The organism is Enterobacter cloacae complex sp. IR5418, from assembly GCF_049238105.1.
Taxonomy (GTDB): domain Bacteria; phylum Pseudomonadota; class Gammaproteobacteria; order Enterobacterales; family Enterobacteriaceae; genus Enterobacter; species Enterobacter hormaechei.
Genome location: NZ_JBMKHS010000001.1, coordinates 246,869 through 271,168 on the forward strand (window position 1 = coordinate 246,869; position 24,300 = coordinate 271,168).

Below are 24,300 nucleotides of genomic sequence, written 5' to 3' on the forward strand. Positions count from 1 at the left end.
GGATCGTCCACCCGGTTAAAGGATCAATGTGGCGCTTTTTCGCTTTCGTCCGCGTCCAGCACCACCTCTTCCGGGCGGATCACCGAGATCAGCTTGAAAATCAGGCTCAGGCCGACACCGACGATGGTCGCCAGCGCCATGCCTTTCAATTCAGCCGCACCGATGTGCACCTTCGCGCCGCTCACGCCGATGATGAGGATAACGGAGGTCAGGATCAGGTTCTGCGCCTTGCTGTAGTCCACTTTGGATTCAATCAGCACGCGAATACCGGACGCGCCGATCACCCCGTACAGCAGAAGAGAAACGCCGCCCATCACCGGCACCGGGATAATCTGGATCGCTGCCGCCAGCTTGCCGACGCAGGAGAGCAGAATGGCGATGATCGCCGCGCCGCCGATAACCCAGGTGCTGTAGACGCGGGTGATCGCCATTACGCCGATGTTCTCACCGTAGGTGGTGTTTGGCGTGGAGCCGAAGAAACCGGAGATGATGGTGGAGAAACCGTTGGCAAACATGGAGCGGTGCAGGCCCGGATCGCGGATCAGGTCGCGCTTCACGATGTTCGCCGTCACCACCAGGTGGCCAACGTGTTCCGCAATCACCACCAGTGCGGCAGGCAGAATGGTGAAAATGGCAAACCATTCGAAGCGCGGGGTGTAGAAAGTTGGCAGCGCGAACCAGTGCGCCTCGGCAATCGGGGTGGTGTCCACAACGCCCATCACGAAGGAGAGCGCGTAGCCCGCCAGCACGCCGATCAGGATCGGGATAATCGCCATGAAACCGCGGAACAGCACGGAGCCAAACACCGTCACACCCAGCGTCACCAGCGAGATGATGATGGTTTTGGAATCCGGTGACTGACCGTCCGCAGGCAGCAGACCAGCCATGTTCGCCGCCACGCCCGCCAGCTCCAGGCCGATGACGGCAACGATGGCACCCATCGCCGCAGGCGGGAACATAACGTCCAGCCAACCGGTACCCGCTTTCTTCACGATGAAGGAAACGAGGCAGAACAGCACGCCACACATGATAAAGCCGCCCAACGCGACCTCATAACCCAGCGGCAGCAGCAATAACACCGGTGAGATAAACGCAAAGCTCGATCCCAGATAGGCCGGGATTTTCCCTTTACAGATGAAAAGGTAAAGCAGCGTACCGATGCCGTTAAACAGCAGCACGGTAGCCGGGTTAATGTGAAACAGGATTGGCACCAGCACGGTTGCGCCAAACATGGCGAACAGGTGCTGCAAACTAAGCGGGATTGTCTGTAAAAGCGGCGGTCTTTCACTCACCCCGATAGCACGGCGCGTCATAGTGTTTTCCTCTGAGTGTTATTGTTGGTTTTTATTCAAAAAAAAGCCGACTATCAAAGTCGGCTTCTTTATCGTTATTCGATTATTTAGTACCAAAAATCTTATCGCCGGCATCGCCCAGCCCCGGGATGATGTACCCGTGCTCGTTCAGCCCCTGGTCGACAGACGCGGTATAGAGTTCAACGTCCGGGTGCGCTTTTTCCAGCGCCGCGATACCTTCCGGCGCCGCGACCAGCACCAGCACTTTAATGCTGCTGCATCCTGCTTGTTTCAGCAGGTCGATGGTGGCGATCATCGAACCACCGGTCGCCAGCATCGGGTCAACCACCAGCGCCATGCGCTCGTCGATATTGGATACCAGCTTCTGGAAGTACGGGACTGGCTCAAGCGTCTCTTCGTTACGGTAGATACCCACCACGCTGATACGCGCGCTTGGAACATGCTCCAGCACGCCTTCCATCATGCCCAGACCCGCACGCAGGATTGGCACAACGGTAATTTTTTTACCTTTGATCTGCTCAACCTGTACCGGGCCGTTCCAGCCTTCGATGGTCACTTTTTCCGTTTCCAGATCGGAGGTCGCTTCGTAGGTCAGCAGGCTGCCCACTTCAGAAGCCAGTTCGCGAAAACGCTTCGTGCTGATGTCATGCTCACGCATCAGGCCCAACTTGTGTTTAACGAGTGGGTGTTTCACTTCCACAATCTTCATTCTCTTTCTCCTCTGAGGTGGCATCCGCAAAAAAATCGCGGGATTATACCGCTTTTTTCGGATTGCGCCATACCCATCTTGCTTGACAGGGATCAAGCAAAGACAAAAAAGCCGGAGGCTGGGCTCCGGCTTGGGTGCGGGATTCTGCCGGGTGGCGCTAACGCTTACCCGGCCTACACATCCCGTAGGCCCGGTAAGCGCAGCGCCACCGGGCAATTATAGCTGCTCGCCGTTGCTCGCAATCACCTGCTTATACCAGTCGAACGATTTCTTCTTACTGCGGTTCAGCGTGCCATTCCCTTCGTTATCTTTATCGACAAAGATAAAGCCGTAGCGTTTTTTCATTTCGCCCGTTCCGGCAGAAACCAAGTCGATACAGCCCCACGGGGTATAACCCATCAGATCCACGCCATCTTCCACTACCGCTTTTTTCATCTCGCGGATGTGCGCTGAAAGGTAGTCGATGCGGTACTGGTCATTCACCGTGCCGTCGCTCTCCTGCACGTCAATCGCGCCAAAGCCGTTTTCAACAATGAACAGCGGCAGCTGATAGTGATCCCAGAACCAGTTCAGGGAGTAGCGCAGCCCGACCGGATCAATCTGCCAGCCCCAGTCGGATTTCTGCACGTACGGGTTAGAGACCAGACTCTTGCTCTCGTCGTAATCCAGCGTCGGGTTATCCGCCGTCGCTTTGGTGGCGAAAGACATGTAGTAGCTGAATCCGATGTAATCCACGCAGCCCTGCGTCAGTGCCGCTTTATCTTCTTCGGTGATATCCAGCGCGAAGCCGCGACGTTCAAAGTAGTTGAGCAGATGCTGCGGATACTTGCCGCGCACGTGGACGTCGGTGAACCAGTAGCGGCGATGCATGGCGTTCATCGCCATCATCATATCGTCCGGGGCACAGGTCAGCGGATAGATCGGACACATAGCAATCATGCAGCCGATTTGTAGCGACGGGTTGATCTCGCGCCCCGCTTTCACCGCCAGGGCACTGGCCACCAGTTCATAGTGCGCCGCCTGGAACATCACCGGCTCGCGGTCTTCTCCCGGCGCATACTTCAGCCCGGAGTTGGTAAATGGCGCAAAGTCTTCGTGGAAGTTAGCCTGGTTGTTGATCTCGTTAAAGGTCATCCAGTACTTCACTTTATGCTGGTAGCGCTCAAAAACGACCTTCGCAAAGCGGACAAAGAAGTCGATCAGCTTACGGTTGCGCCAGCCGCCATATTCCGTGACCAGGTGGAAAGGCATCTCGAAGTGGGAAAGCGTAATAACCGGTTCGATGCCGTGCTTCAGGCACTCGTCGAACAGATCGTCATAGAATTTGAGTCCCGCTTCGTTCGGCTCCAGCTCGTCGCCTTTCGGGAAGATTCGTGTCCAGGCGATGGAGGTGCGGAAGCATTTGAACCCCATCTCGGCAAAGAGTTTGATGTCTTCTTTATAACGGTGATAGAAATCGATGGCTTCGTGGTTTGGGTAATTTTTCCCCTCAAGAACGCCATTGGTGATTTCACGCGGTACACCGTGGGCGCCTGCCGTCATGACATCGGCAACGCTTACGCCCTTGCCGCCCTCTTTCCAGCCGCCTTCAAGCTGGTGCGCCGCCACGGCCCCACCCCACAGAAAACCTGCTTTAAATCCTGACATTCGCTTTCCCTCATTCTGCGTTATTTTCTGCAAAAACAGTTACAGAAACCGGTTTCAGTTTGATGATGTGCAAAGGGGATAGCCGTTGCAAGCAGATCGCCGAAACCGGTTTCATTTTCGTGAACAGAGTCAAGTTTGTTGACCTGGACAACACGCACAGAAAAAAAGATCCCCGCGCCGAGAATAGGCTCGCAAACGTTTGCCTGGACTGTTAGAATTGCGCCGATTTTTCTTACTAGCTATGCAATCGCGTGGGGATTTAAGCCGTGACCAACAAAACTTCTCTCAGCTACAAAGATGCCGGTGTTGATATTGACGCAGGTAATGCGCTGGTTGACCGAATCAAAGGTGTGGTGAAAAAAACCCGCCGCCCGGAAGTGATGGGTGGCCTGGGTGGATTCGGCGCACTGTGCGCACTGCCGCAAAAATATCGTGAACCTGTGCTGGTCTCGGGTACGGATGGTGTCGGTACAAAACTGCGCCTGGCGATGGATCTTAAGCGTCACGATACGATCGGTATCGATCTGGTGGCGATGTGCGTCAACGACCTGGTGGTACAGGGTGCTGAGCCGCTGTTCTTCCTGGATTACTACGCGACCGGCAAGCTGGACGTGGATACCGCAGCCAGCGTCATTAACGGTATCGCCGAAGGCTGTCTGCAATCCGGCTGCGCGCTGGTCGGCGGTGAAACCGCTGAAATGCCAGGCATGTATCACGGTGAAGATTATGACGTCGCAGGCTTCTGCGTCGGCGTGGTAGAAAAATCAGAAATTATCGACGGCAGCAAAGTGGCTGACGGCGATGTGCTGGTTGCACTGGCCTCCAGCGGGCCGCACTCCAACGGCTACTCTCTGGTGCGTAAAATCCTCGAAGTGAGCGGCAGCGATCCGCTGACCACCGAGCTGGACGGCAAACCGCTGGCCGATCACCTGCTGGCCCCGACCCGCATTTACGTGAAAAACGTGCTGGATCTGATTGAGAACGTCGACGTTCACGCCATCGCTCACCTCACCGGCGGCGGCTTCTGGGAAAACATTCCGCGCGTGCTGCCGGACAATACCCAGGCGGTGATCGACGCATCCTCATGGCAGTGGCCGTCCGTCTTCAACTGGCTGCAAACCGCAGGCAACGTGAGCGATCACGAAATGTACCGCACCTTTAACTGCGGCGTTGGCATGGTTATCGCCCTGCCAGCAAGCGAAGCGGATAAAGCGGTTAAGCTGCTGACAGAAAAAGGTGAAAACGCGTGGAAAATCGGTACGATTAAAGCTTCCGATTCCGAACAGCGTGTGGTCATTGAATGAAAAACATCGTGGTGCTTATTTCCGGCAACGGAAGCAATTTGCAGGCAATCATAGACGCCTGCAAACAGAAGAAAATAAATGGCACCATTCGGGCAGTATTCAGCAATAAGGCCGATGCGTTCGGCCTTGAGCGCGCGCGGGAAGCGAACATTCCTGCGCACGCGCTGGAAGCCAGCCAGTTCGCCGGGCGTGAAGCCTTTGACCGTGAGCTGGTGCAGGAGATTGACGCCTACGCGCCTGACGTGGTGGTGCTGGCGGGCTATATGCGTATCCTCAGCCCGGCGTTTGTTGCACACTACGCCGGACGACTGCTCAATATCCACCCTTCCCTGCTGCCAAAATACCCCGGCCTGCACACCCATCGTCAGGTACTGGAGAACGGCGATGAGGAGCACGGCACCTCCGTGCATTTCGTCACCGACGAGCTGGACGGCGGCCCGGTCATTTTGCAGGCAAAAGTACCGGTCTTTGACGGCGACAACGAAGACGACGTGACCGAACGCGTGCAGACGCAAGAGCACGCCATTTATCCGCTGGTGGTAAGCTGGTTTGTCGACGGACGTCTGGAGATGCGCAACGGCGCCGCGTGGCTGGACGGCGTGAAGTTGCCCCCGCAGGGTTATGCGGCCGAAGAGTAGTCTGTTTAAATTGCCCGGCGGCGCTTTGCTTGCACAGGCCTGCGGTCCCGTAGGTCATGGTAAGCGCAGCGCCACCCCCTCCCCCAACCCTCTAAAATCCCCAACAAAAAAAATAACTGTCATACTTTTCTGGCACTGTTGGACATATCGTGGAAATGCTCGCCATAATAAGGACGAGACGGATTTACCACGTCCTGTGATTGAACTGGAGTGTGAGCTGTAATGGGTCAGGAAAAGTTATACATCGAGAAAGAGCTAAGCTGGTTAGCATTCAACGAACGTGTACTTCAGGAAGCGGCCGATAAAAGCAACCCGCTGATTGAGCGTATGCGTTTTTTAGGCATCTATTCCAACAATCTGGATGAGTTCTACAAGGTTCGCTTCGCCGAACTGAAACGCCGAATCATCATCAGCGAAGAACAGGGCTTAAACTCCCACTCGCGGCATCTGCTTGGAAAAATCCAGTCTCGCGTCATGAAAGCCGATCAGGAATTTGATGGCCTCTATAACGAGCTGCTGCTGGAAATGGCACGCAACCAAATCTTCCTGATCAACGAACGTCAGCTCTCCGCGAATCAGCAAAACTGGCTGCGCCATTATTTCAAACATTATCTACGCCAGCATATCACCCCGATTCTGATCAACCGTGAAACCGATCTGGTGCAGTTCCTGAAAGATGATTACACCTATCTGGCGGTAGAGATCATTCGTGGTGAGACCATTAACTATGCGCTGCTGGAAATACCGTCTGATAAAGTCCCGCGCTTTGTTAACCTGCCGCCGGAAACCCCGCGCCGACGCAAGCCGATGATCCTGCTGGACAACATCCTGCGCTACTGTCTGGACGATATCTTCAAAGGCTTCTTCGATTACGACGCGCTGAACGCCTACTCGATGAAGATGACCCGTGACGCCGAGTACGATCTGGTGCATGAGATGGAGGCCAGCCTGATGGAGCTGATGTCTTCCAGCCTGAAACAGCGCCTGACGGCAGAGCCGGTGCGTTTTGTCTATCAGCGCGATATGCCAGACGCGATGGTGGAGATGCTGCGCGATAAGCTGACCATCTCCCGCTACGACTCCATTATTCCCGGCGGGCGTTACCACAACTTCAAAGATTTCATCGGTTTCCCGAACGTTGGCAAAGCCAATCTGGTGAACAAACCGCTGCCGCGCCTGCGCCATATCTGGTTCGACAAGTTCCGCAACGGGTTCGACGCCATCCGCGAACGGGATGTGCTGCTCTACTATCCGTATCACACCTTTGAACACGTGCTGGAACTGCTGCGTCAGGCGTCGTTCGATCCGAACGTGCTGGCGATTAAAATCAACATTTATCGCGTGGCGAAAGATTCCCGCATTATCGATGCGATGATCCACGCGGCGCACAACGGCAAGAAAGTGACCGTGGTGGTTGAACTCCAGGCTCGCTTCGACGAAGAGGCCAACATCCACTGGGCGCGCCGACTGACGGAAGCGGGCGTGCACGTTATTTTCTCCGCGCCGGGGCTGAAAATTCACGCCAAGCTGTTCCTGATCTCCCGTAAAGAGGGGGACGACGTGGTGCGTTATGCCCATATCGGTACGGGTAACTTCAACGAGAAAACCGCGCGCATTTACACCGACTACTCGTTGCTGACGGCCGATGCGCGCATCACCAACGAAGTGCGTCGGGTGTTCAACTTCATTGAGAACCCGTACCGCCCGGTGAGCTTCGATTATCTGCTGGTGTCCCCGCAGAACTCACGACGCCTGCTGTACGATATGATCGACAAAGAGATTGCCAATGCGCAGAACGGATTGTCGTCCGGCATCACGCTGAAGCTTAACAATCTGGTGGACAAAGGTCTGGTGGACCGCCTGTATGCGGCCTCCAGCTCCGGCGTTCCGGTTAATCTGCTCATTCGCGGCATGTGCTCGCTCATTCCTGAACTGGAAGGCATCAGCGACAATATCCGCGTGATCAGCATTGTGGATCGCTATCTTGAACACGATCGCGTCTATATTTTCGATAACGCCGGTGATAAGCGCGTATACCTCTCTTCCGCCGACTGGATGACGCGTAATATTGATTACCGTATTGAAGTGGCGGCGCCGTTGCTGGATCCTCGCCTTAAGCAGCGTATCCTGGACATTATTGAGATCCTGTTCAGCGATACGGTGAAAGCACGTTATATCGACAAAGAACTCAGTAATCGCTATGTGCCGCGCGGCAATCGCCGTAAAGTGCGGTCCCAGCTGGCGATTTACGATTACATCAAATCACTTGAGCAACCCGATTAACCTATGCCAATAAACGATAATACCCCACGCCCGCAGGAGTTCGCTGCGGTCGATCTTGGCTCAAACAGTTTCCATATGGTCATCGCCCGCGAGGTGGATGGCGCGATGCAGATCATCGGTCGTCTGAAGCAGCGCGTGCATCTCGCCGATGGTCTTGATGCGCGTAATATGCTGAGCAAAGAGGCCATGGAGCGCGGGCTGAACTGCCTGTCGCTGTTCGCAGAACGTCTGCAAGGTTTTTCGCCGTCCAGCGTCTGCATCGTCGGGACGCATACGCTACGTCAGGCGCTAAACGCGCCGGAGTTTCTTAAGCGCGCGGAAAAGGTTATCCCCTACCCGATTGAAATCATCTCCGGTAACGAAGAAGCGCGCCTGATTTTTATGGGCGTGGAGCATACGCAGCCGGAAAAAGGCCGCAAGCTGGTGATTGATATCGGCGGTGGATCCACGGAACTGGTGATTGGCGAAGACTTCGAGCCGCGTCTGGTGGAAAGCCGACGTATGGGCTGCGTCAGCTTCGCGCAGATGTATTTCCCGGGCGGGGTGATCACCCGCGAAAACTTCCAGCGCGCGCGCATGGCGGCTGTCCAGAAGCTGGAAAATCTGGCCTGGCAGTACCGTATTCAGGGCTGGAACGTGGCGCTGGGGGCATCGGGTTCCATTAAAGCGGCCCATGAAGTACTGCTGGCGATGGGTGAAAAAGACGGGTTTATCACGCCTGAGCGTCTGGTGAAACTGACCGAAGAGGTGCTTAAGCATAAGAGCTTCGACGCCCTGAGTCTGCCGGGCCTGTCCGACGAACGTAAAGCGGTGTTCGTCCCGGGGCTGGCGATCCTCTGCGGCGTGTTTGACGCGCTGGCAATCAAAGAGCTGCGCCTCTCTGACGGTGCCCTGCGCGAAGGGGTGCTGTATGAGATGGAAGGCCGCTTTCGTCATCAGGATATTCGCAGCCGCACCGCGCAGAGCCTGGCTAACCAGTACAACATCGACCGCGAACAGGCGAAACGGGTGCTGGAAACCACGGTTCAGATGTACGAGCAGTGGGAGGAGCAGAATCCGAAGCTGGCGCATCCGCAGCTGGCCGCGCTGTTAAAATGGGCCGCGATGCTGCACGAAGTGGGGCTGAACATTAACCACAGCGGGATGCATCGCCATTCAGCCTATATTCTGCAAAACAGCGATCTGCCTGGCTTCAACCAGGAGCAGCAAACCATGATGGCGACGCTGGTGCGCTATCACCGCAAAGCCATCAAGCTCGACGATCTGCCGCGCTTTACGCTGTTCAAGAAAAAGCAGTTCCTGCCGCTCATTCAGCTGTTGCGCCTGGGCGTGTTGCTCAATAATCAGCGACAGGCGACCACCACGCCGCCAACGCTGAAGCTAAAAACGGATGACTATCACTGGACGCTGAGCTTCCCGCACGACTGGTTTAGCCAGAACGCGCTGGTTCTGCTGGACCTGGAAAAAGAGCAGCAGTACTGGGAATCCGTCACCGGCTGGCTGCTGAAAATTGAAGAAGAGAGCGAGGAAGCCGCCGCGTGACGGCTCAGGCGCTCTCCTGAGAAGGCTGCGTGTCGAGCAACGTATCAAGCTCCACCGGCAGCCCAATCAAATAGCCCTGCACATAATCGATACCTAGCGCGAGCACCGCGCTACGTATCTCTTCCGTTTCCACATATTCCGCCACCACCAGCATTTTCTTCATCCGGGCCAGATGGCAAATAGAAGCCACAATCTGGTAATCCAGGCTGTTGCTGACAATATTGCGAATAAAGACGCCGTCGATTTTGAGAATGTCGGCGTCCACGCTTTTTAACCGCGCATAGCTGGCGTAGCCGGTGCCAAAATCATCAATGGCGATCCGGATGCCCATTTTTTGTAATTTTCTGAGGGTAGATGCCGCCAGATCCGCATGACCAAAGGCGCTACTTTCGGTCACTTCGAAGATCAGCTGCCACGCTTCAACGGCATATTTGGCTAACAGGCGGCTCACTTCAAGCGGGAACTGCGCCCGGTAGACGGTAGACGATGCGAGGTTGATCGCAAAGCGCTGGCCCGGCAAACGCTGGCGGTGCTGTGCCAGGAAACTCAGGGTGCGCTCCAGTACCCATAAATCGACGCGCGACGATAAACCAAACTCCTGTGCCACGGGCAGGAACTGTTCGGGAAAGATCAGCGCCCCGTTATCATCGCGCATCCGCAGCAGCACCTCGTGGTAACAATCGCCCCGCAGCCCGCGAACGGGTTGAACCAGCAGGGTAAAAGCGTTCTGCTCCAGCGCTGTCTGCAACCGACTCATCATTGCCACCTTATCTTTCAGGCTGCGCTGCAAGTGAACAGCCCCGCGCTGCTGAAGATTTTCCGGGTGGTTGGTTGAGAGGGAGAGATCGGCCACGATACCCAGCTCCCCCAGCACCAGATAGAGGTGATTGACGGGTGAGCGCACATAGCAATAGCTTATGCCAACCTGAGGCTGTACCGGCATGCCATCCCAGAAAAATACGAACTGCTTGATATGCTCGTCCAGCGTCTCAATGCGCTGTTGATGCGACTCCGCCTCCAGACGCACCGCCATGTCATACCCGGTGAGGTGATAGACTCGCTCATTTGGCTGAAGGGTGCCGTTTATCCATTGCGCCAGCTGCTGTTTATACTGGATCCGCAGCATCACGCCGTAATTGCGTCCCAGCACCTCCAGCTCGGGCACGCGCAGTAAACAGAGCGCCGACCACGGGTTACTGGCCAGCTCGCGCGACAGCGCCCGCAGGTTGGGCATATGCACCACCGGATCGAGAAAAGCCTGGCGGCGGGCGCGAATATTGATGGCCCGCTGGCGTGTCGCCAGCATCGACATGTACGTCACGACGAAGGAAAAGACCAGATAGCTGGATGAGGTGATTGCCAGCTGAATGCCATAACCCTCCTGCACCGGGATGTAGTGATAAAAAAAGTGAATCGACACCAGCAGAACCGGCGTCCAGATGAGTGACATCAGCTTGTAGCCAAAACGCATCGCCCCCCAGAGCATCACGGGAATCAGCAGGGACAAGGTGTAGTTGGTACTGAAAATAGAACTGTTTGCATTCATGGGCAGCAGCAGCATGACCAGCAACCCGCCCAGGGCTAAAAACCACACCACAAACTCAACGGCAGTCACCTTTTTGTCTATTTGCGCGCGGAGCTGGGACATCAGTCCCTTGATATAGCGCGGATGACGTATCAGGCGGATCAGCAGATAGCTTAGCGGCACGCCCGTCAGCCCGCTCACCAGCAGACCCTGATAGTTAATCAGGGTTCGAAGATTAAGGGGATTCAATCCTGCGAGGCTCTGGCGGCTCTCATAAATCCCGAGATAAACCGCAAACTGAAACAGCACCAGAAAAAGCGTTGCCGGGCAAAATACCTGCCAGAAAATACGCTGTCCCATCAGGCGTCCGTCGCCGTAAGCGGTCATATTACGCCGGGGCGCAAACACACGATAACCGCCCCAGCTGAGCACCAGGGGGACGATAAAATGCAGAATGCCAGCCAGGGTTTCAAACAGCCCAACGGACGGGTAATAACGTAAAAACAGCGACACCACCACCCCGGGGAGCGCTTCTACGCCAAAGAACAACATCAGCGTCAGCAGAAAGGAGAGCGGGAGATAATAGAGCGCAACGATACCGTCACCCATTTGCGTTAAGGTATTAGCCGCACTTAACACCGGCAGTAACACGACGGGTAAAATAAGAGGAAGTGCCCACCAGCGGTCTTTATTTTGCTTCAGGAAATGATGAATATTCATAGATGCTCGTTTATAACCCTTGCACTCCAGAGGGTAATTGAAGACAGGCATCCAACCTGACGTACACGTTGCCCGGAAAATTCCTGGCAAGCACAGTGGCGGAGGGATTTTAAATAGCAACGACGGGATTCCGTTGACCTAAATCAAATTAATTTATCTGAATAAACCTTTCTTACGCTTTTTTTGAATATTTTTCCTGTAATTATCAATGCGATAAATAAAAGCGTTGTTTTTAATAACATAAATTAATGTAAGCATTGACGCTATTTTACATTTCGTCGAATTGACCCTGACTTGCGGCTGTGCCTTAATAGCCGCATCGCCCAAAAGGGTATACTCAGGAAAAGAAAGTGAGTCAGGCTACGCGTATGCGAAAACGACATCGATTTAACACCCGGATGACCCGCATCATACTGCTCATCAGTTTTCTGTTTTTCTTTGGCCGCTTTGTTTATTCCTCTATTGGCGCCTGGTATCACCATCAGGACAAAATTCAGTCGCAGCAAACGGGACTTGTGGTTGACGCTTCCGAGCGCTAATCAGAATATCAGGCTTCCCTGCCCTTAGTGGTTAAAGCACGAAGCCGCCGTCAATCGTCAGGCTCGCCCCTGTCATATATCCCGATTCTTCTCCAGCAAGCCATGCGGCGAGCGACGCGATTTCGTCCGGCTGCCCGATGCGTTGCAAAGGGATATGCGCCGTGATCTGCTCTGCCATTCCGGCCGTCATATCGGTGGCGACAGGGCCGGGCTGGATATTGTTAATGGTGATCCGCTTAGGCGCCAGATCCAGTGCCAGGTTCTGCACCATCGCTGCCACCGCGGCTTTACTCATCGCATAAACGCTACTCCCCGCATGCCCCGTCCGAACAGCGGTATTGCTGCCAATGGTGATCACTCTCCCTCCTTCCACCATGCTTTTCACTGCCGCCTGAATGGAGAGGAAAACGCCGCGCACGTTTACCGACAGCGTGGCATCCAGATCTTCCAGCCGGTAATCCTCAAGCGTGCCCAGCCGCAGTACGCCTGCGTTCACTACGGCAACATCCAGCCTGCCGTAATGGGCGATCGTGGCATCAACCGCAGCCTGAATTGCAACTGCATCTGCGCTATCAGCATTGATCGCCAGCGCCTGCCCGCCCGCATCAGTAATCGACGAAACCAGCACATCGGCGCGATCCGGTCGTGAGACCCAGGTCACGGCAACGCGATACCCTTCCCTTGCCAGCCGCACCGCAATGGCCGCGCCAATCCCGCGTGCACCGCCGAAAATCAAAGCGACTTTTTCATGCGTCATCGTATTTTCTCCGGTAATGATGCGCACCCGGCGGGTGCGCCTGGTAACACCATGCCAGCATACCGCCCACCGCGCCCTGGAGAAATGTATCACACTGTATCTTCGCCATCTGGCACACGCGTCGATACAAAAATTCCCGCAAAGCAAACAGCCGCGATACATAAAAATGGTCTTCTGTCTCTCGTAACATGACCTCAAGAGGAGATACCAAAATGATTCGCCGCTATTTTTTGCTTCCTTTACTCGCCATGACGTCCACCGTCTGCGCCGCCCCCCTGAGTGGCCTGAGTGCCGCCGATGTCAATGGCCCGGCCGCCGTTGCGCCGCTGGAAAAGCCCCAGCCGCCAGCAAAACTGATTGTCGATCCGCCGCTGGCGGGACCGCTAAGTAAAGGCGCTGTCTTTATTCAGTACCGGGCTGAAAACCTGCGCATTGAGCCTGTATTTGGGCCAGACGCGCTGAAAGTCACTCCGCGTATCGGCCATATTCACGTTGTGGTGGATGACGCCCCCTGGCACTGGGCGGACACCAGCGGCGAGCCGGTGATTCTGGTCGGCTTGCCCGCCGGAAAGCACAAGGTGACGATCATCCTTGCCGACCCTACCCATAAACCCATCGACCACAAAACCGTGGAATTTACCGTGCCGCCGCATGCCGCGGTCCATCACTTTTAGGAGCCTGATATGAAAGCATTGTCTGTATTCACGGCGGCGCTGCTGGCGCTTTCTGCCAGCGCGCAGGCTGAGACGAAAACCAGCGTGGTGCTGGTACACGGGGCATTTGCCGACGGCAGCAGCTGGAATAAGGTGATTACCCGGCTGCAAAAACACCATACCGAGGTCATTGCGGTCCAACTTCCGCTCACGTCTCTGAAAGATGACGTGGCCGCCACGCAGCGCGCAATCGCCCGCGCTCATGGGGATGTGGTGCTGGTCGGTCACTCCTGGGGCGGAACGGTTATCAGCGAGGCGGGCAATAATGCCCGGGTGAAATCTCTGGTTTATGTCGCGGCTTTCGCGCCGGATTCCGGCCAGTCAACGGCAGATCTGGCAGACAGCTACCCTGCTCCGCCAGGGAGCGCCAGCCTCGCTAAAACGGCAGAGGGGTATTTATATCTGCCGTCAAAAGCGGTAAGCGAGAATTTTGCCCCTGACGTGAAGGACGCTGAGCGCAATGTGATTGCCGCCACGCAGGGCCCCATTAAGGCCGATGCGTTTGGAGAGAAAGTCACGCATGCTGCCTGGCATGACAAACCGAGCTGGTATGTGGTCAGCAAAAATGATCGGATGATCAATCCTGAGCTGGAGCGCGCAATGGCGAAGAAAATCAACGCCAATACCACGGAGGTGGCAGCAAGCCATGTATCGATGGTCAGCCAGCCGGACGTCGTTACCCATACGATTGAACAGGCATTATCGGGTCAACAGTGATAAAAAAGCCCGCATAATGAACGGTCCGATAACGGGCCACGCCATCCTGCGGGCTTTATGCCCTCCAGGCTCCTGCAACGGGGTGATGTGCGGTTTTGTCACAAACGCGCCTTCCCCCTCACTGAACCATCAGAAGCTGTACGTCACCTTCAAACTTCCTACAGGAGACGTTTTTCGCTGAACAATGGGGCTATCGCCGGCCTCCCCCGTCAGCTGCGTAACGCCAGCTGCGGCAAGCAGGCTCCAGCGCGAGGTAAGCTTATGGGTCCAGTCCAGGTTCAGCGAATACGCATATATTCCCGATCCGGCATCGTGTCGGGCAAAACCCGATGCGGCCGACTGGGCGGCATTTACCCCATAGTAGGTTTGCACATACTTACTGGATCCCCAGCTACCGGTCAGCGCCAGCGTTAACGCATTTTTCGGAGATGTATAGAGCGGGCTGGCAATGCAGAAATGCACAGCTTCACCATTGTCTCTCTCAGAAACCGGGACCTCTGCCTGCAACTGCACGGTCAGCCAGTCAGTCACCCTGTACCCCAGCCCTGGCACAACGATAGCTGAGCCTTTAATGTCACCCATACCTCGCAGGTCGTCGCTGCCGGAGGCGATCGAATCGCTGCTTACGTCGCGATCCTTACGTCCAGCGCGATAGCTCAGCGCTGCGTTGTAGTCCAGCTTACCAAAGCTGTTGCCGTAGCCGATCCCTCGCGTGGTGCTGACAAAAAAACCATTTGCCATCGCGTAATCAACCACCTGAGCCGCAGAGACCCGGCTCTTGTCCGAACCGGAATAGCGTGGCGCAACATCCACGCCGCCTCCCAGGGTTAACACGTTGCCCTGAGGCTGCTCTGCCGCCAGTGCCGAGGCGGCCAGTAACGCCAGGACGGCCCCCGGCAAGATGCTTTTCATGCTGCGACCGATGCGCGAACGGGGGAAACTATGACGCGGTGTGATGTTTCTCATTAAAGAAGCCCTTTGGATTCAGATAATTGCGATACAAGCGGTGTTAAACGCCAGAGCGCTAATTCTGAATACTCACCCTAAGGTTCTTATGAGCCGTAAATGAAGAAATGCTGAAGCACGTGAAGGTTCTGTAAACCCTGAACAATTCCTGTTACCGTTTTTTCTTCAGTTGTTCTTCATGCACTGTTGATACAGTTACCAATGTGAAAATTCTACTAATTGAAGACGACCTGGATCTCGGCAATGGCGTACGTATCGCCCTTGCAGATCAAGGATTTGATGTTATATGGGTACGCCGCAAAGAGGATGCGCTGCATCAGCTTGAGCTCTGCGTGCCGGAACTTATTTTGCTCGACCTGGGGCTGCCCGATGGCGATGGCATGAGCCTGATGACGCGCCTGCGTCAACAGCTTAAAGGTGTCCCCGTCATCATCCTGACGGCGCGAGGCACGCTACAGGACCGCCTGTGCGGGCTGGATGCAGGTGCAGACGATTATCTGGTCAAACCTTTTGTTCTCGCCGAACTGCTGGCGCGCGTGAGAGCCCTTGCGCGACGCAGTTACGGTTTTGAAAATGAGGCAATAGAAATTCGCGGTTTGTCGCTTCATATTCCGACGCGTCGCGTAACGGTGAGCGCACGCCACATTGAGCTGACGGCAAGCGAATATGCGCTGCTTGAAACGTTAATGCTGCGCGCCGATCGCGTGCTTACGCGACGCTATCTGGAAGAAAGGATATTTGGCACGAAAGAAAACCTCAGCAACGCGCTTGACGTACATATGGGTAACCTGCGGCGAAAAATTGGCGATGGCTTTGTACGAACGGTAAGAGGCGTAGGGTATGTCATTGATACCGTACCCGTTCAGAAGGCGGCAGGTTGATGCGTAATTTTTGGCACCACCTCAGGCTTCCCACGCTGGTCAGGCGAATGCTGGTCGCCCAGATGCTGCTGCTTACGTTGCTCTGGTGTCTCTTTTTAACCTTCATTTTAATGGAAGACCTGCGTAGCCCTCCCATACTGACCGGCAGTGAGACTTACGAAACCCTGTTTTCCCTGGTGGAGAGTATGGACGATCGTCCGCAGGCGCGTAATGCTGTGCTGACAACGTTCAGCAAGGCGTTACGCGAGGGCTATGGTGGGGGGGAAGATCCGGAGCTGTCCATCAACCTCATTGTTCGCAAGAATAACGAGATTATTTTTTCTTCGGATGGTGCGCCAACGGGGGTAAAAAATAGCCGTCTGGGGGTCATGCAGCATGTCCAGAGTGAAGATCATACATGGACGAGCCGTACCCTCAAATCCGCGCACTCTGACGTGGAAGTCACCCTTTTTACCCCTGCCGGTAGCTGGAATTTCTTTATCTATCTGAACTCGCGCGGCTACTACGTCATGCCGCTGATGATATGCATCCCTTTTCTTCTGTTCCCCGCGTGGCTGTCCATCCGCATCGCGATGCGCCCCTGGAACAAGGTGGTAGATGAAATTTCATTGCGCACGCCGGACGATCTCTCGCCTTTAAAAGCCGTCCCCAGACACAGGGAGCTTCGCCAGACGGTGGACGCGATTAATGACTTTCTGGCCAGGGTGCGGGAAAGCGCCGAAAGGGAAAGAATGTTTATTGCCGATGCCGCTCACGAGCTGCGTACGCCTCTGGCCGCGATGCGGATCAACGTCGAGGCATTGCAGTCCTGGGTCATCAGCGAAAGCCAGCAGGAACTGCTTGCGGGCATTGTTCGCAGCAATAGCCGTGCTGCGCGTCTCGTCAATCAGCTTCTGCTGATGATGCACAGCGAAGCGCACATCAGCACGGTGATGTCGCCTGTGCCGCTGACAACGCTTATTCAGGAGCGAATGGCTGCCCTTGAACCGCTGGCGTCCGGGCGCAGAATTGAGTTTGAATTCATCGCCGACGATGAAATCCATATCGCAGGCATTCGGGAACGTCTGGTATCGCTGATCGACAATTTAATTGAGAATGCCGTGAAGTACAGCCCTGAAGGTGGACGCATTGAGGTACAACTGCAATCGCGTGACAAGTCCGCTCAGCTGCGCGTCTCAGACGCGGGTCCCGGCATTCCGGTTGAACTGCGGGAGCGCGTATTCGACAGATTTTTCCGCGATCCTAATCAGACTCAAAGCGGGAGTGGACTGGGACTTGCCATCGTTAAAGCCGTTACGCAGCAACACAACGGCAGGGTCAATCTGAGTACGTCAGCCGAAGGCGGTCTTATGGTGACCGTTGATTTCCAGAATCCGGCGTTCGTATGAACGTAAACGCGGCGCTACACGTCCTGACATCTGTCAGCGCAGCGTTACTTCACGTATGCCGCAGATTGCTTCAATAAAATTACCGTATTTGTTATATTGTTACTTACTGATTATTCACCTCTGCGGTGCCAAAAAGAACAAGATTCACCGCAACCCAGGACAGAAAAATGTTAGATTACCGCTTCCCGACAGCTTTGCAGATGGTTCTCAGCGTAGCGATGGCGGAGCAATCGGGTGAACGTTCGACGAGTGCAATCCTGGCCTACGGCCTGGAAGCGAATCCGAGCTTTATCCGCAAATTAATGGTTCCTCTCGCCCGCGACGGCATTATCGTCTCCACGCTTGGCCGCAACGGCTCGATTCACCTTGGCCGCCCGGCGGAAGAGATCACCCTGCGCGATATCTACCTTTCCGTCACAGAAGATAAAAAGCTGTGGGCGTCCCGTCCTGACGTCCCGGCCCGCTGCGTGGTCAGCGCCAACGCCTGCTGGTACTTTAAATCGATCGCTGATGAGGCGGAGCAGGCTTCGTTAGCGGTTTTAGCGCGCCATACCGTCGCCAGCGCGCTGGAAGAGGTAAAAAAAGCCGACACCAGCGGGTGCGATCCGGTGCCGGAAATCTGTTCACAGCATAAAAAAACCTCTTAATCCTTTACGCATTGCGAAAAAAAGCCGCCTTCACTATCAAGGCGGCTTTTTTACATCTGCTACGTCCTACGCAGGCAACACCTCTTTTTCCGCTTTGCCACGCGTCACGAACTTACGCAGCGTCACGTAAAAGACCGGCGTCAGGAACAGACCAAACAGCGTCACGCCCAGCATACCGGAGAAGACGGTGATCCCGGTGACGCCGCGCACTTCGGCACCCGCGCCGTGGCCGAGGATGAGGGGGATCGTCCCGGCAATAAAGGCGATAGAGGTCATCACAATCGGGCGTAGACGCAGGCGGCACGCTTCCAGCGCAGCGTCCATAATGCCTTTGCCCTGAATTTCCAGTTCGCGGGCAAACTCTACGATAAGAATCGCGTTTTTACAGGCCAGCCCCATCAGCACGACCAGCCCCACCTGCACGAACACGTTGTTATCGCCCCCGGTCAGCCAGACGCCGAACAGCGCGGAGAGCATCGTCATCGGTACGATAAGGATCACCGCCAGCGGCAGCGTCCAGCTTTCATACAGCGCCGCCAGCACCAGGAACGCCAGCAGAACCGCGACCGGGAAAACGATCAGCGCCGTGTTGCCCTGGGTGGCCTGCTGGAAGCTCAGGTCCGTCCATTCGATGTTCATCCCGTTCGGCAGGATCTGTTTAGACATGGCGTCCAGCTGCGTCATCGCCTGTGCGGAAGAGAGTAGGCGCGGGTCGGCATCGCCAATGAGATCCGCCGCCGGATAACCATTGTAGCGGATCACCGGGTCCGGCCCGTAGGTGGTGCTGATGGTGACCATACTGCCAATCGGCACCATTTCACCCTGGTTATTGCGCGTACGTAAGTTCGCGATATCTTCCACGCTGTCGCGGAACTGCCCGTCGGCCTGTGCCATGACGCGCCAGGTCCGTCCAAACTGGTTAAAGTCGTTTACATATGACGAACCCAGATAGGTTTGCAGCGTGCCGAAGAGATCGGTGAGGGACACGCCCTGCGCTTTCGCCTTATCACGGTCGACCTGCACATCCAGCTGCGGAACGTTAGCCTGGTAGGTTGAGATAGGGAAATGCATCCCCGGCGTCTGCATAATCGCCCCGGACATAGTATTTACCGCGTTTTGCAGCGCGCCATAGCCCAGACCAGCGCGATCCTGAATGTACAGCGAATAGCCCGACCCCTGACCCAGCCCTAAAATCGGCGGCGGCAGAATCGAGAAGCCAAAGCCCTGCTGGATTTGCGCGATTTTCGCGTTGATCTCCGCGTTTATTTCCGCCGCCGTATGTTTACGCTGATCGAACGGTTTCAGGCCAAAAAATACCGTCCCGGTGTTCGGCGTGTTGGTGAACTGGAGCGCATTCAGGCCAGGAAACGCGACCGCATAATCCACACCTTCAGTATTCATCCCGATTTCGCTCATTTTGCGGATCACCGCATCGGTGCGCGCCAGCGACGAGCCTTCCGGCATTTTCACGCCGCCGATCAGGTACAGCTTATCCTGGGTCGGAATAAACCCGCCGGGAACGGCTTTAAACATCACGCCCGCGGCACAAAGCAGCAGCAAATAAACCGCAAACACGGCCCCGCGTCGGCCAAGCGTTTTGCCCACCAGCCCCTGATAGCCAGTCGAGCTGCGGTGGAAAAAGCGGTTGAACGGACGGAAAATCCAGCCGAACAGACGATCGATAAGCCGGGTCGGGAGATCTTTCGGGGCGCCGTGTGGCTTCAACAGCAGAGCAGCCAGCGCCGGAGAGAGCGTCAGCGAATTGATGGCGGAGATCACCGTGGAAATCGCTATCGTCACCGCAAACTGCTTGTAGAACTGACCGGTCACACCGGAGAGGAACGCCATCGGCACGAACACCGCGCACAGCACCAGCGCAATGGCGATAATCGGCCCGGACACTTCACGCATCGCCTGATGCGCTGCCGCAAGCGGGGCAAGCCCCTCTTCGATATTTCGTTCGACGTTTTCCACCACCACGATGGCATCGTCCACCACGATACCAATCGCCAGCACCAGCCCAAACAAGCTCAGCGTATTCAGCGAAAAGCCGAGCAGATAGAGAATACTGAACGTGCCCACCACCGATACCGGCACCGCGATCAGCGGAATGATCGACGCGCGCCAGGTTTGCAGGAACAGGATCACAACCAGCACAACCAGCACCACCGCTTCCAGCAGCGTTTGCACCACCGCGCGGATAGAATCACGCACAAACACCGTCGGGTCGTAAGGCGCCGCCCATTTCATATCGTCCGGGAATCGTGTGGACAGTTCGTCCATTTTGGCGCGCACCGCGTTAGACAGATCGATGGCGTTTGCCCCCGGCGACTGGAAGATACCAATCCCGACCGCGTCCTTGTTGTTGAGCTGCGAACGCAGCGCATAGCTGCCGGAACCCATCTCAATACGCGCCACGTCGCGCAGGCGGACGACCGTACCATCCTGCGTTGTTTTCAGGACAATATTGCCGAACTCATCTTCGGTATGCAGACGGCCCTGGGCGTTTATGGAGATCAGGAAATCGCTCTCTTTCGGCAGCGGCTCGGCGCCAAGCTGCCCGGCGGACACCTGCACGTTCTGCTCCTGCATCGCTGTCACCACGTCGGAGGCCGTCAGCCCGCGCGCCGCCACCTTGTTCGGGTCCAGCCAGACGCGCATCGCGTATTCGCCCGAGCCAAAAATCTGTATTTGCCCCACGCCGGGCAGACGCGCCAGCTCGTCCTTCACCTTCAGCGTGGCGTAGTTACGCATGTACAGTGAATCGTACTTACCGTTGGGCGAGAACAGATGCACCACCAGCGTCAGCGTTGGCGACTGCTTCTGGGTCGTGATGCCCAGGCGCCGCACGTCTTCCGGCAGACGCGCCTCGGCCTGCGCGACGCGGTTTTGCACCTGAACCTGCGCCTGATCCGGATCGGTTCCCGGACGGAAGGTGACGGTAGTGACCAGCACGCCGTCAGAGCCCGCGACGGATTTCATGTACATCATGTTCTCAACGCCGTTGATCGCCTCTTCCAGGGGCGTCGCCACGGTCTCGGCAATCACTTTCGGGTTGGCGCCCGGGTACTCCGCGCGTACCTGCACGCTTGGCGGCACGACGTCAGGATATTCGCTCACCGGCAGCAGCGGGATGGCGATTAACCCTGTGATAAAAATCAGAATCGACAGCACCGCGGCAAAAATCGGCCTGTCGATGAAAAAACGGGAAAAGTCCATGGATTGGATTCTCAGGTAAGGGATCAGTTGAGGGCGGCGCTGGCGGTCATGGCAACGGTTTTCGCGTTAACCGGCATACCCGGCATAAACACTTTTTGTAAACCATCGACGATGACTTTATCCCCGGGATTCAGCCCCTGCTGTACGATACGTAAACCGTCCGCCAGACGCCCGGGCGTGATGTCACGGCGCTGCGCTTTCCCGTCTTTATCAACGACATAGACGTATTTACGATCCTGATCGGTCAGCACTGCCTTATCGTCAACAAGCGTGGCTTTAAATTCCGCACTGCCCGGCAGGCGCACGCGGGCAAAGAGCCCTGGCGTGAACTGACGTTGTGCGTTATCTAACAGCGCGCGCATACGGATCGTTCCGGTACTCGGCGTAAGCTGATTATCCAGAAAATCCACTTTACCCTGATGGGGGTAACCTTCTTCGCCCGTCAGGCCAATCTCCACCGGAAGCGCCGTGTGATTGCTGGATGCCCCCTGCCCGCTGCGGGCCAGATTTTGATAGTGAAGGTAGGTTGACTCGTCCACGTCGAAGTAGACGTAAACCGTCTTCTGCGAGACCAGGGTGGTGAGCACGCTGGCGCTGTCGCCCGCCGTCACCAGATTACCGCTGGTGATTAACGCCCGGCTGGCGCGACCGTCGATAGGCGCGGTTACTTTGGTGAAGTCCAGGTTGAGCTGAGCGGCATCAACCGCCGCCTGCGCCGCGCGAATATCGGCCTGCGCCTGGGTAGCGGCGGAACGGCGCTGCTCCCACTCCTCACGGGATACCACGTTGGTATTGACTAATTTATCGGTACGGCTGGCCTCGCTTCGCGCCAGGCTGGCCTGCGTTTTGGCTCTCGCCAGGTTCGCCTGCGCCTGTTCCAGCGCCGCGCGATAGGTTCGGTCATCTATCGTGAACAGCACCTCGCCCTTCTTCACCTCCTGGCCGTCGGTGTAATTCACTTTCTCAATATAGCCGGAGACGCGCGGACGCAGCTGAACGCTTTCCACCGCTTCAATGCGACCGTTGAAGCTATCCCACTGGCTAATGGACTTCACCACCACATCGGCGGCGCTGACGACGGGCGCTTGCGGTGCGGCATTTTGCGCGACGCTGTCATCGCACCCGACGAGAAGCACGGAGAGTAAAACCACCCCCATCGTGCTCAGATGAAAGTAACCCCAGGTTTTTTGCAGGCTCATTATTTTTATTCCGGTAATTGTAGCTGCCGGGCAAGACGCTGCGGGAGACGCCGCGCCACTTCCTTTGTCCGGTAGCTGGCTTAAGGCCATTTGTGTCGTTCATCGCCACAAAACTGTAACAGTTGCGAATACACTATCGCGGCGATTGTAGGAAGGCGCTTAACTAAGTGCAAGAATAATTGTTGCACTTTATGTGCTATTTGCGGCAAAGGTAAATCACGTGTTTTGAGAAGGGATTTAAATGTAACAATAAAACTTGCAATTAATGTAAAAACGAGCCACCTTTAAATGCAACTAACAAAGATGCTTTTTGGTGCGTGGCGTAGGGGGAAGCAAAATGAACACGGGTGCATTCATTCACGATTTACTCGACTGGATCGACAACAACCTCGATAGCCGTCTGGACATTGAAACCGTCTCCAGGCGAGCCGGCTATTCGAAATGGCACCTCCAGCGGATCTTCAAAGAACATACCGGCTCCCCTCTCGCCGAATATATTCGCGCGCAAAAGCTGCAAAAATCGGTCGAGCGCTTAGCCCAAAGCGATGAACCGATTCTGAACGTGGCAATCGCGCTGGGCTTTGACTCTCAGCAGTCCTTCAACCGCAGCTTTAAGCGTCAGTACGGTCAGGCGCCAGGCGCATGGCGGCGCAGTATCGGCTGCCGTGGATCGCGGCAGATGAGCCAGTGACTTACCAGATATGGGCCAGAAAAGAAAAACCCTCTGTAAACAGAGGGTTTTATCAGTCTTACCTGCTTATGACGTCGCAGGAAGGGTTATGGGCTTTCCCACTCGACTATCAATTAAATTAAAATTAATATAAATAACAGTTACTTAGAAGATTGGCCATTTTCGCCGCGTCTTCATAAATGTGTGCATTTTCTACTGTGTGCTCCGTCGGCGTGTAAGTTTTGAAAGACCGCGCCTGGACATAAGTACCATCGACACTAACCTCAGCCACAACGCCAATGACGTTAGTAGCCCTGGCCTCAACGAGTAACAACACATCATCGAGCAGGATTAGGGTATCGTTTTCGGACCACTGCTTGCTGTCAGGATCCTTGTAGTAAATTTCCTGGAGAACTGTGGCTCCCGGAAGCTGGGCATAGGGAATGTCGGCAAAGGCTGCTTCGCTCATCCTTTTCAGCCGATCTTTAAAGGCCTTATTGTAATCTGGCTTTCGCTGAAGGAGATTAAAGAGGAGTGCACGATACCTCGCATCGCGAGCAAAACAGGGATCGACCGCGTAGTAGTCCGACCCAAGCTGAATTAGAGGTTTCTTACGTGCTGGCAGTGACCGAAAGGGTGTCCCCTTAAACTCGCCCTCCAAAACTTGATAACGATTCCCGCGTATTATGACCCAAGTGGATTTCGCACGGAATTCAGTGTCGGCCGTGTTAGGACCGAAAATGCCATCTTTGATATCAGCAGAGGTGAACATAGCAAAGAGCATGGCCTGTGCTCTTAGTTTTCGGCTAAGTTCAAACAGCTCAGCGCACAGTGCTTCGTTGAATTCCATATCCGCAGGTGCGGCATCTGATGCCAGAACCGCGTTAACATACTCCAGTAAGAACTGGTTTTCATTAACCACG

20 protein-coding genes are annotated in these 24,300 nt (G+C 55.5%); 11 read left to right on the forward strand and 9 right to left on the reverse strand.

Annotation, left to right across the window (positions count from 1 at the left end; all coding sequences use genetic code 11):
- Window positions 1-23: 23 nt before the first annotated feature.
- From uraA to ACOTX7_RS01165, 3 genes are all read right to left on the reverse strand, one after another.
- Window positions 24-1,313, reverse strand: a complete 1,290-nt coding sequence (gene uraA, locus ACOTX7_RS01155; RefSeq protein WP_017692944.1) for a uracil permease — start codon at window positions 1,311-1,313, stop codon at window positions 24-26.
- 82 nt (window positions 1,314-1,395) lie between these two features.
- Window positions 1,396-2,022: a uracil phosphoribosyltransferase gene (upp, locus tag ACOTX7_RS01160; RefSeq protein WP_022648979.1), complete on the reverse strand. Its 627-nt coding sequence runs from the start codon at window positions 2,020-2,022 to the stop codon at window positions 1,396-1,398.
- Between the two features lie 216 nt (window positions 2,023-2,238).
- Window positions 2,239-3,669, reverse strand: a complete 1,431-nt coding sequence (locus ACOTX7_RS01165; RefSeq protein ID WP_047353666.1) for a 6-phospho-beta-glucosidase — start codon at window positions 3,667-3,669, stop codon at window positions 2,239-2,241.
- A gap of 266 nt (window positions 3,670-3,935) precedes the next feature.
- Between ACOTX7_RS01165 and purM the strand changes: the two genes are divergently transcribed.
- From purM to ppx, 4 genes are all read left to right on the forward strand, one after another.
- Window positions 3,936-4,973, forward strand: a complete 1,038-nt coding sequence (gene purM / locus ACOTX7_RS01170) for a phosphoribosylformylglycinamidine cyclo-ligase (protein ID WP_006811492.1) — start codon at window positions 3,936-3,938, stop codon at window positions 4,971-4,973.
- Complete coding sequence (gene purN, locus ACOTX7_RS01175) at window positions 4,970-5,611, forward strand: phosphoribosylglycinamide formyltransferase (protein ID WP_006811493.1); 642 nt, start codon at window positions 4,970-4,972, stop codon at window positions 5,609-5,611. Before purM ends, purN begins: the two co-directional genes overlap by 4 nt.
- 222 nt (window positions 5,612-5,833) lie before the next feature.
- Window positions 5,834-7,894, forward strand: coding sequence for a polyphosphate kinase 1 (ppk1, locus tag ACOTX7_RS01180; protein WP_006811494.1), 2,061 nt, complete (start codon window positions 5,834-5,836; stop codon window positions 7,892-7,894).
- Between the two features lie 3 nt (window positions 7,895-7,897).
- Window positions 7,898-9,436, forward strand: a complete 1,539-nt coding sequence (gene ppx, locus ACOTX7_RS01185; protein ID WP_221256315.1) for an exopolyphosphatase — start codon at window positions 7,898-7,900, stop codon at window positions 9,434-9,436.
- Window positions 9,437-9,440: 4 nt separating this feature from the next.
- Here ppx and ACOTX7_RS01190 read toward each other — a convergent pair whose 3' ends face one another.
- The gene (locus ACOTX7_RS01190) at window positions 9,441-11,681 is read right to left on the reverse strand and encodes an EAL domain-containing protein (protein WP_221256316.1); all 2,241 of its coding nucleotides are present in this window, start codon (window positions 11,679-11,681) and stop codon (window positions 9,441-9,443) included.
- 368 nt (window positions 11,682-12,049) lie between these two features.
- Here ACOTX7_RS01190 and ACOTX7_RS01195 point away from each other — a divergent pair, with 368 nt between their 5' ends.
- A complete protein-coding gene (locus ACOTX7_RS01195; protein ID WP_032673992.1) occupies window positions 12,050-12,220 on the forward strand; it encodes a YfgG family protein in 171 nt (56 codons plus the stop codon).
- 31 nt (window positions 12,221-12,251) lie between these two features.
- Here ACOTX7_RS01195 and ACOTX7_RS01200 read toward each other — a convergent pair whose 3' ends face one another.
- Entirely contained in the window at window positions 12,252-12,977 is a 726-nt protein-coding gene (locus ACOTX7_RS01200; protein ID WP_080010485.1) for a 3-oxoacyl-ACP reductase family protein, read from the reverse strand.
- A gap of 212 nt (window positions 12,978-13,189) precedes the next feature.
- Here ACOTX7_RS01200 and ACOTX7_RS01205 point away from each other — a divergent pair, with 212 nt between their 5' ends.
- Together ACOTX7_RS01205 and ACOTX7_RS01210 are read left to right on the forward strand one after the other, a co-directional pair.
- Window positions 13,190-13,651, forward strand: a complete 462-nt coding sequence (locus tag ACOTX7_RS01205) for a DUF6130 family protein (protein ID WP_221813367.1) — start codon at window positions 13,190-13,192, stop codon at window positions 13,649-13,651.
- Between the two features lie 9 nt (window positions 13,652-13,660).
- Window positions 13,661-14,407, forward strand: coding sequence for an alpha/beta fold hydrolase (locus ACOTX7_RS01210; protein ID WP_221256318.1), 747 nt, complete (start codon window positions 13,661-13,663; stop codon window positions 14,405-14,407).
- 129 nt (window positions 14,408-14,536) lie between these two features.
- Here ACOTX7_RS01210 and ACOTX7_RS01215 read toward each other — a convergent pair whose 3' ends face one another.
- Window positions 14,537-15,373 carry a MipA/OmpV family protein gene (locus ACOTX7_RS01215; protein WP_221256319.1) on the reverse strand — a complete coding sequence of 279 codons (837 nt, stop codon included), beginning with the start codon at window positions 15,371-15,373 and terminating at the stop codon, window positions 14,537-14,539.
- Between the two features lie 203 nt (window positions 15,374-15,576).
- On the opposite strand from ACOTX7_RS01215, the gene ACOTX7_RS01220 reads away from it, so the two are divergent.
- The 3 genes from ACOTX7_RS01220 to ACOTX7_RS01230 all read left to right on the forward strand — a co-directional run bounded on the left by ACOTX7_RS01220 (window position 15,577) and on the right by ACOTX7_RS01230 (window position 18,289).
- Window positions 15,577-16,254: a response regulator gene (locus ACOTX7_RS01220; RefSeq protein WP_221256320.1), complete on the forward strand. Its 678-nt coding sequence runs from the start codon at window positions 15,577-15,579 to the stop codon at window positions 16,252-16,254.
- A complete protein-coding gene (locus ACOTX7_RS01225) occupies window positions 16,254-17,642 on the forward strand; it encodes a sensor histidine kinase (protein ID WP_221256321.1) in 1,389 nt (462 codons plus the stop codon). The genes ACOTX7_RS01220 and ACOTX7_RS01225 overlap by 1 nt, the downstream gene beginning before the upstream one ends.
- A 167-nt stretch (window positions 17,643-17,809) precedes the next feature.
- Window positions 17,810-18,289: an RrF2 family transcriptional regulator gene (locus ACOTX7_RS01230; RefSeq protein ID WP_006811506.1), complete on the forward strand. Its 480-nt coding sequence runs from the start codon at window positions 17,810-17,812 to the stop codon at window positions 18,287-18,289.
- A 66-nt stretch (window positions 18,290-18,355) separates the two neighbouring features.
- On the opposite strand, the gene oqxB is transcribed toward ACOTX7_RS01230, so the two are convergent.
- Both oqxB and ACOTX7_RS01240 read right to left on the reverse strand, forming a co-directional pair.
- Entirely contained in the window at window positions 18,356-21,508 is a 3,153-nt protein-coding gene (oqxB, locus tag ACOTX7_RS01235) for a multidrug efflux RND transporter permease subunit OqxB (RefSeq protein WP_047353672.1), read from the reverse strand.
- 23 nt (window positions 21,509-21,531) lie between these two features.
- Window positions 21,532-22,707 carry an efflux RND transporter periplasmic adaptor subunit gene (locus tag ACOTX7_RS01240; RefSeq protein WP_221256322.1) on the reverse strand — a complete coding sequence of 392 codons (1,176 nt, stop codon included), beginning with the start codon at window positions 22,705-22,707 and terminating at the stop codon, window positions 21,532-21,534.
- A gap of 337 nt (window positions 22,708-23,044) precedes the next feature.
- Between ACOTX7_RS01240 and ACOTX7_RS01245 the strand changes: the two genes are divergently transcribed.
- Window positions 23,045-23,398, forward strand: a complete 354-nt coding sequence (locus ACOTX7_RS01245) for a helix-turn-helix domain-containing protein (protein ID WP_006811509.1) — start codon at window positions 23,045-23,047, stop codon at window positions 23,396-23,398.
- A 124-nt stretch (window positions 23,399-23,522) separates the two neighbouring features.
- Here ACOTX7_RS01245 and ACOTX7_RS01250 read toward each other — a convergent pair whose 3' ends face one another.
- On the reverse strand, window positions 23,523-24,299 hold the full coding sequence (locus ACOTX7_RS01250) for a hypothetical protein (RefSeq protein WP_260630834.1): 777 nt from the start codon (window positions 24,297-24,299) through the stop codon (window positions 23,523-23,525).
- Window position 24,300 lies beyond the last annotated feature (1 nt).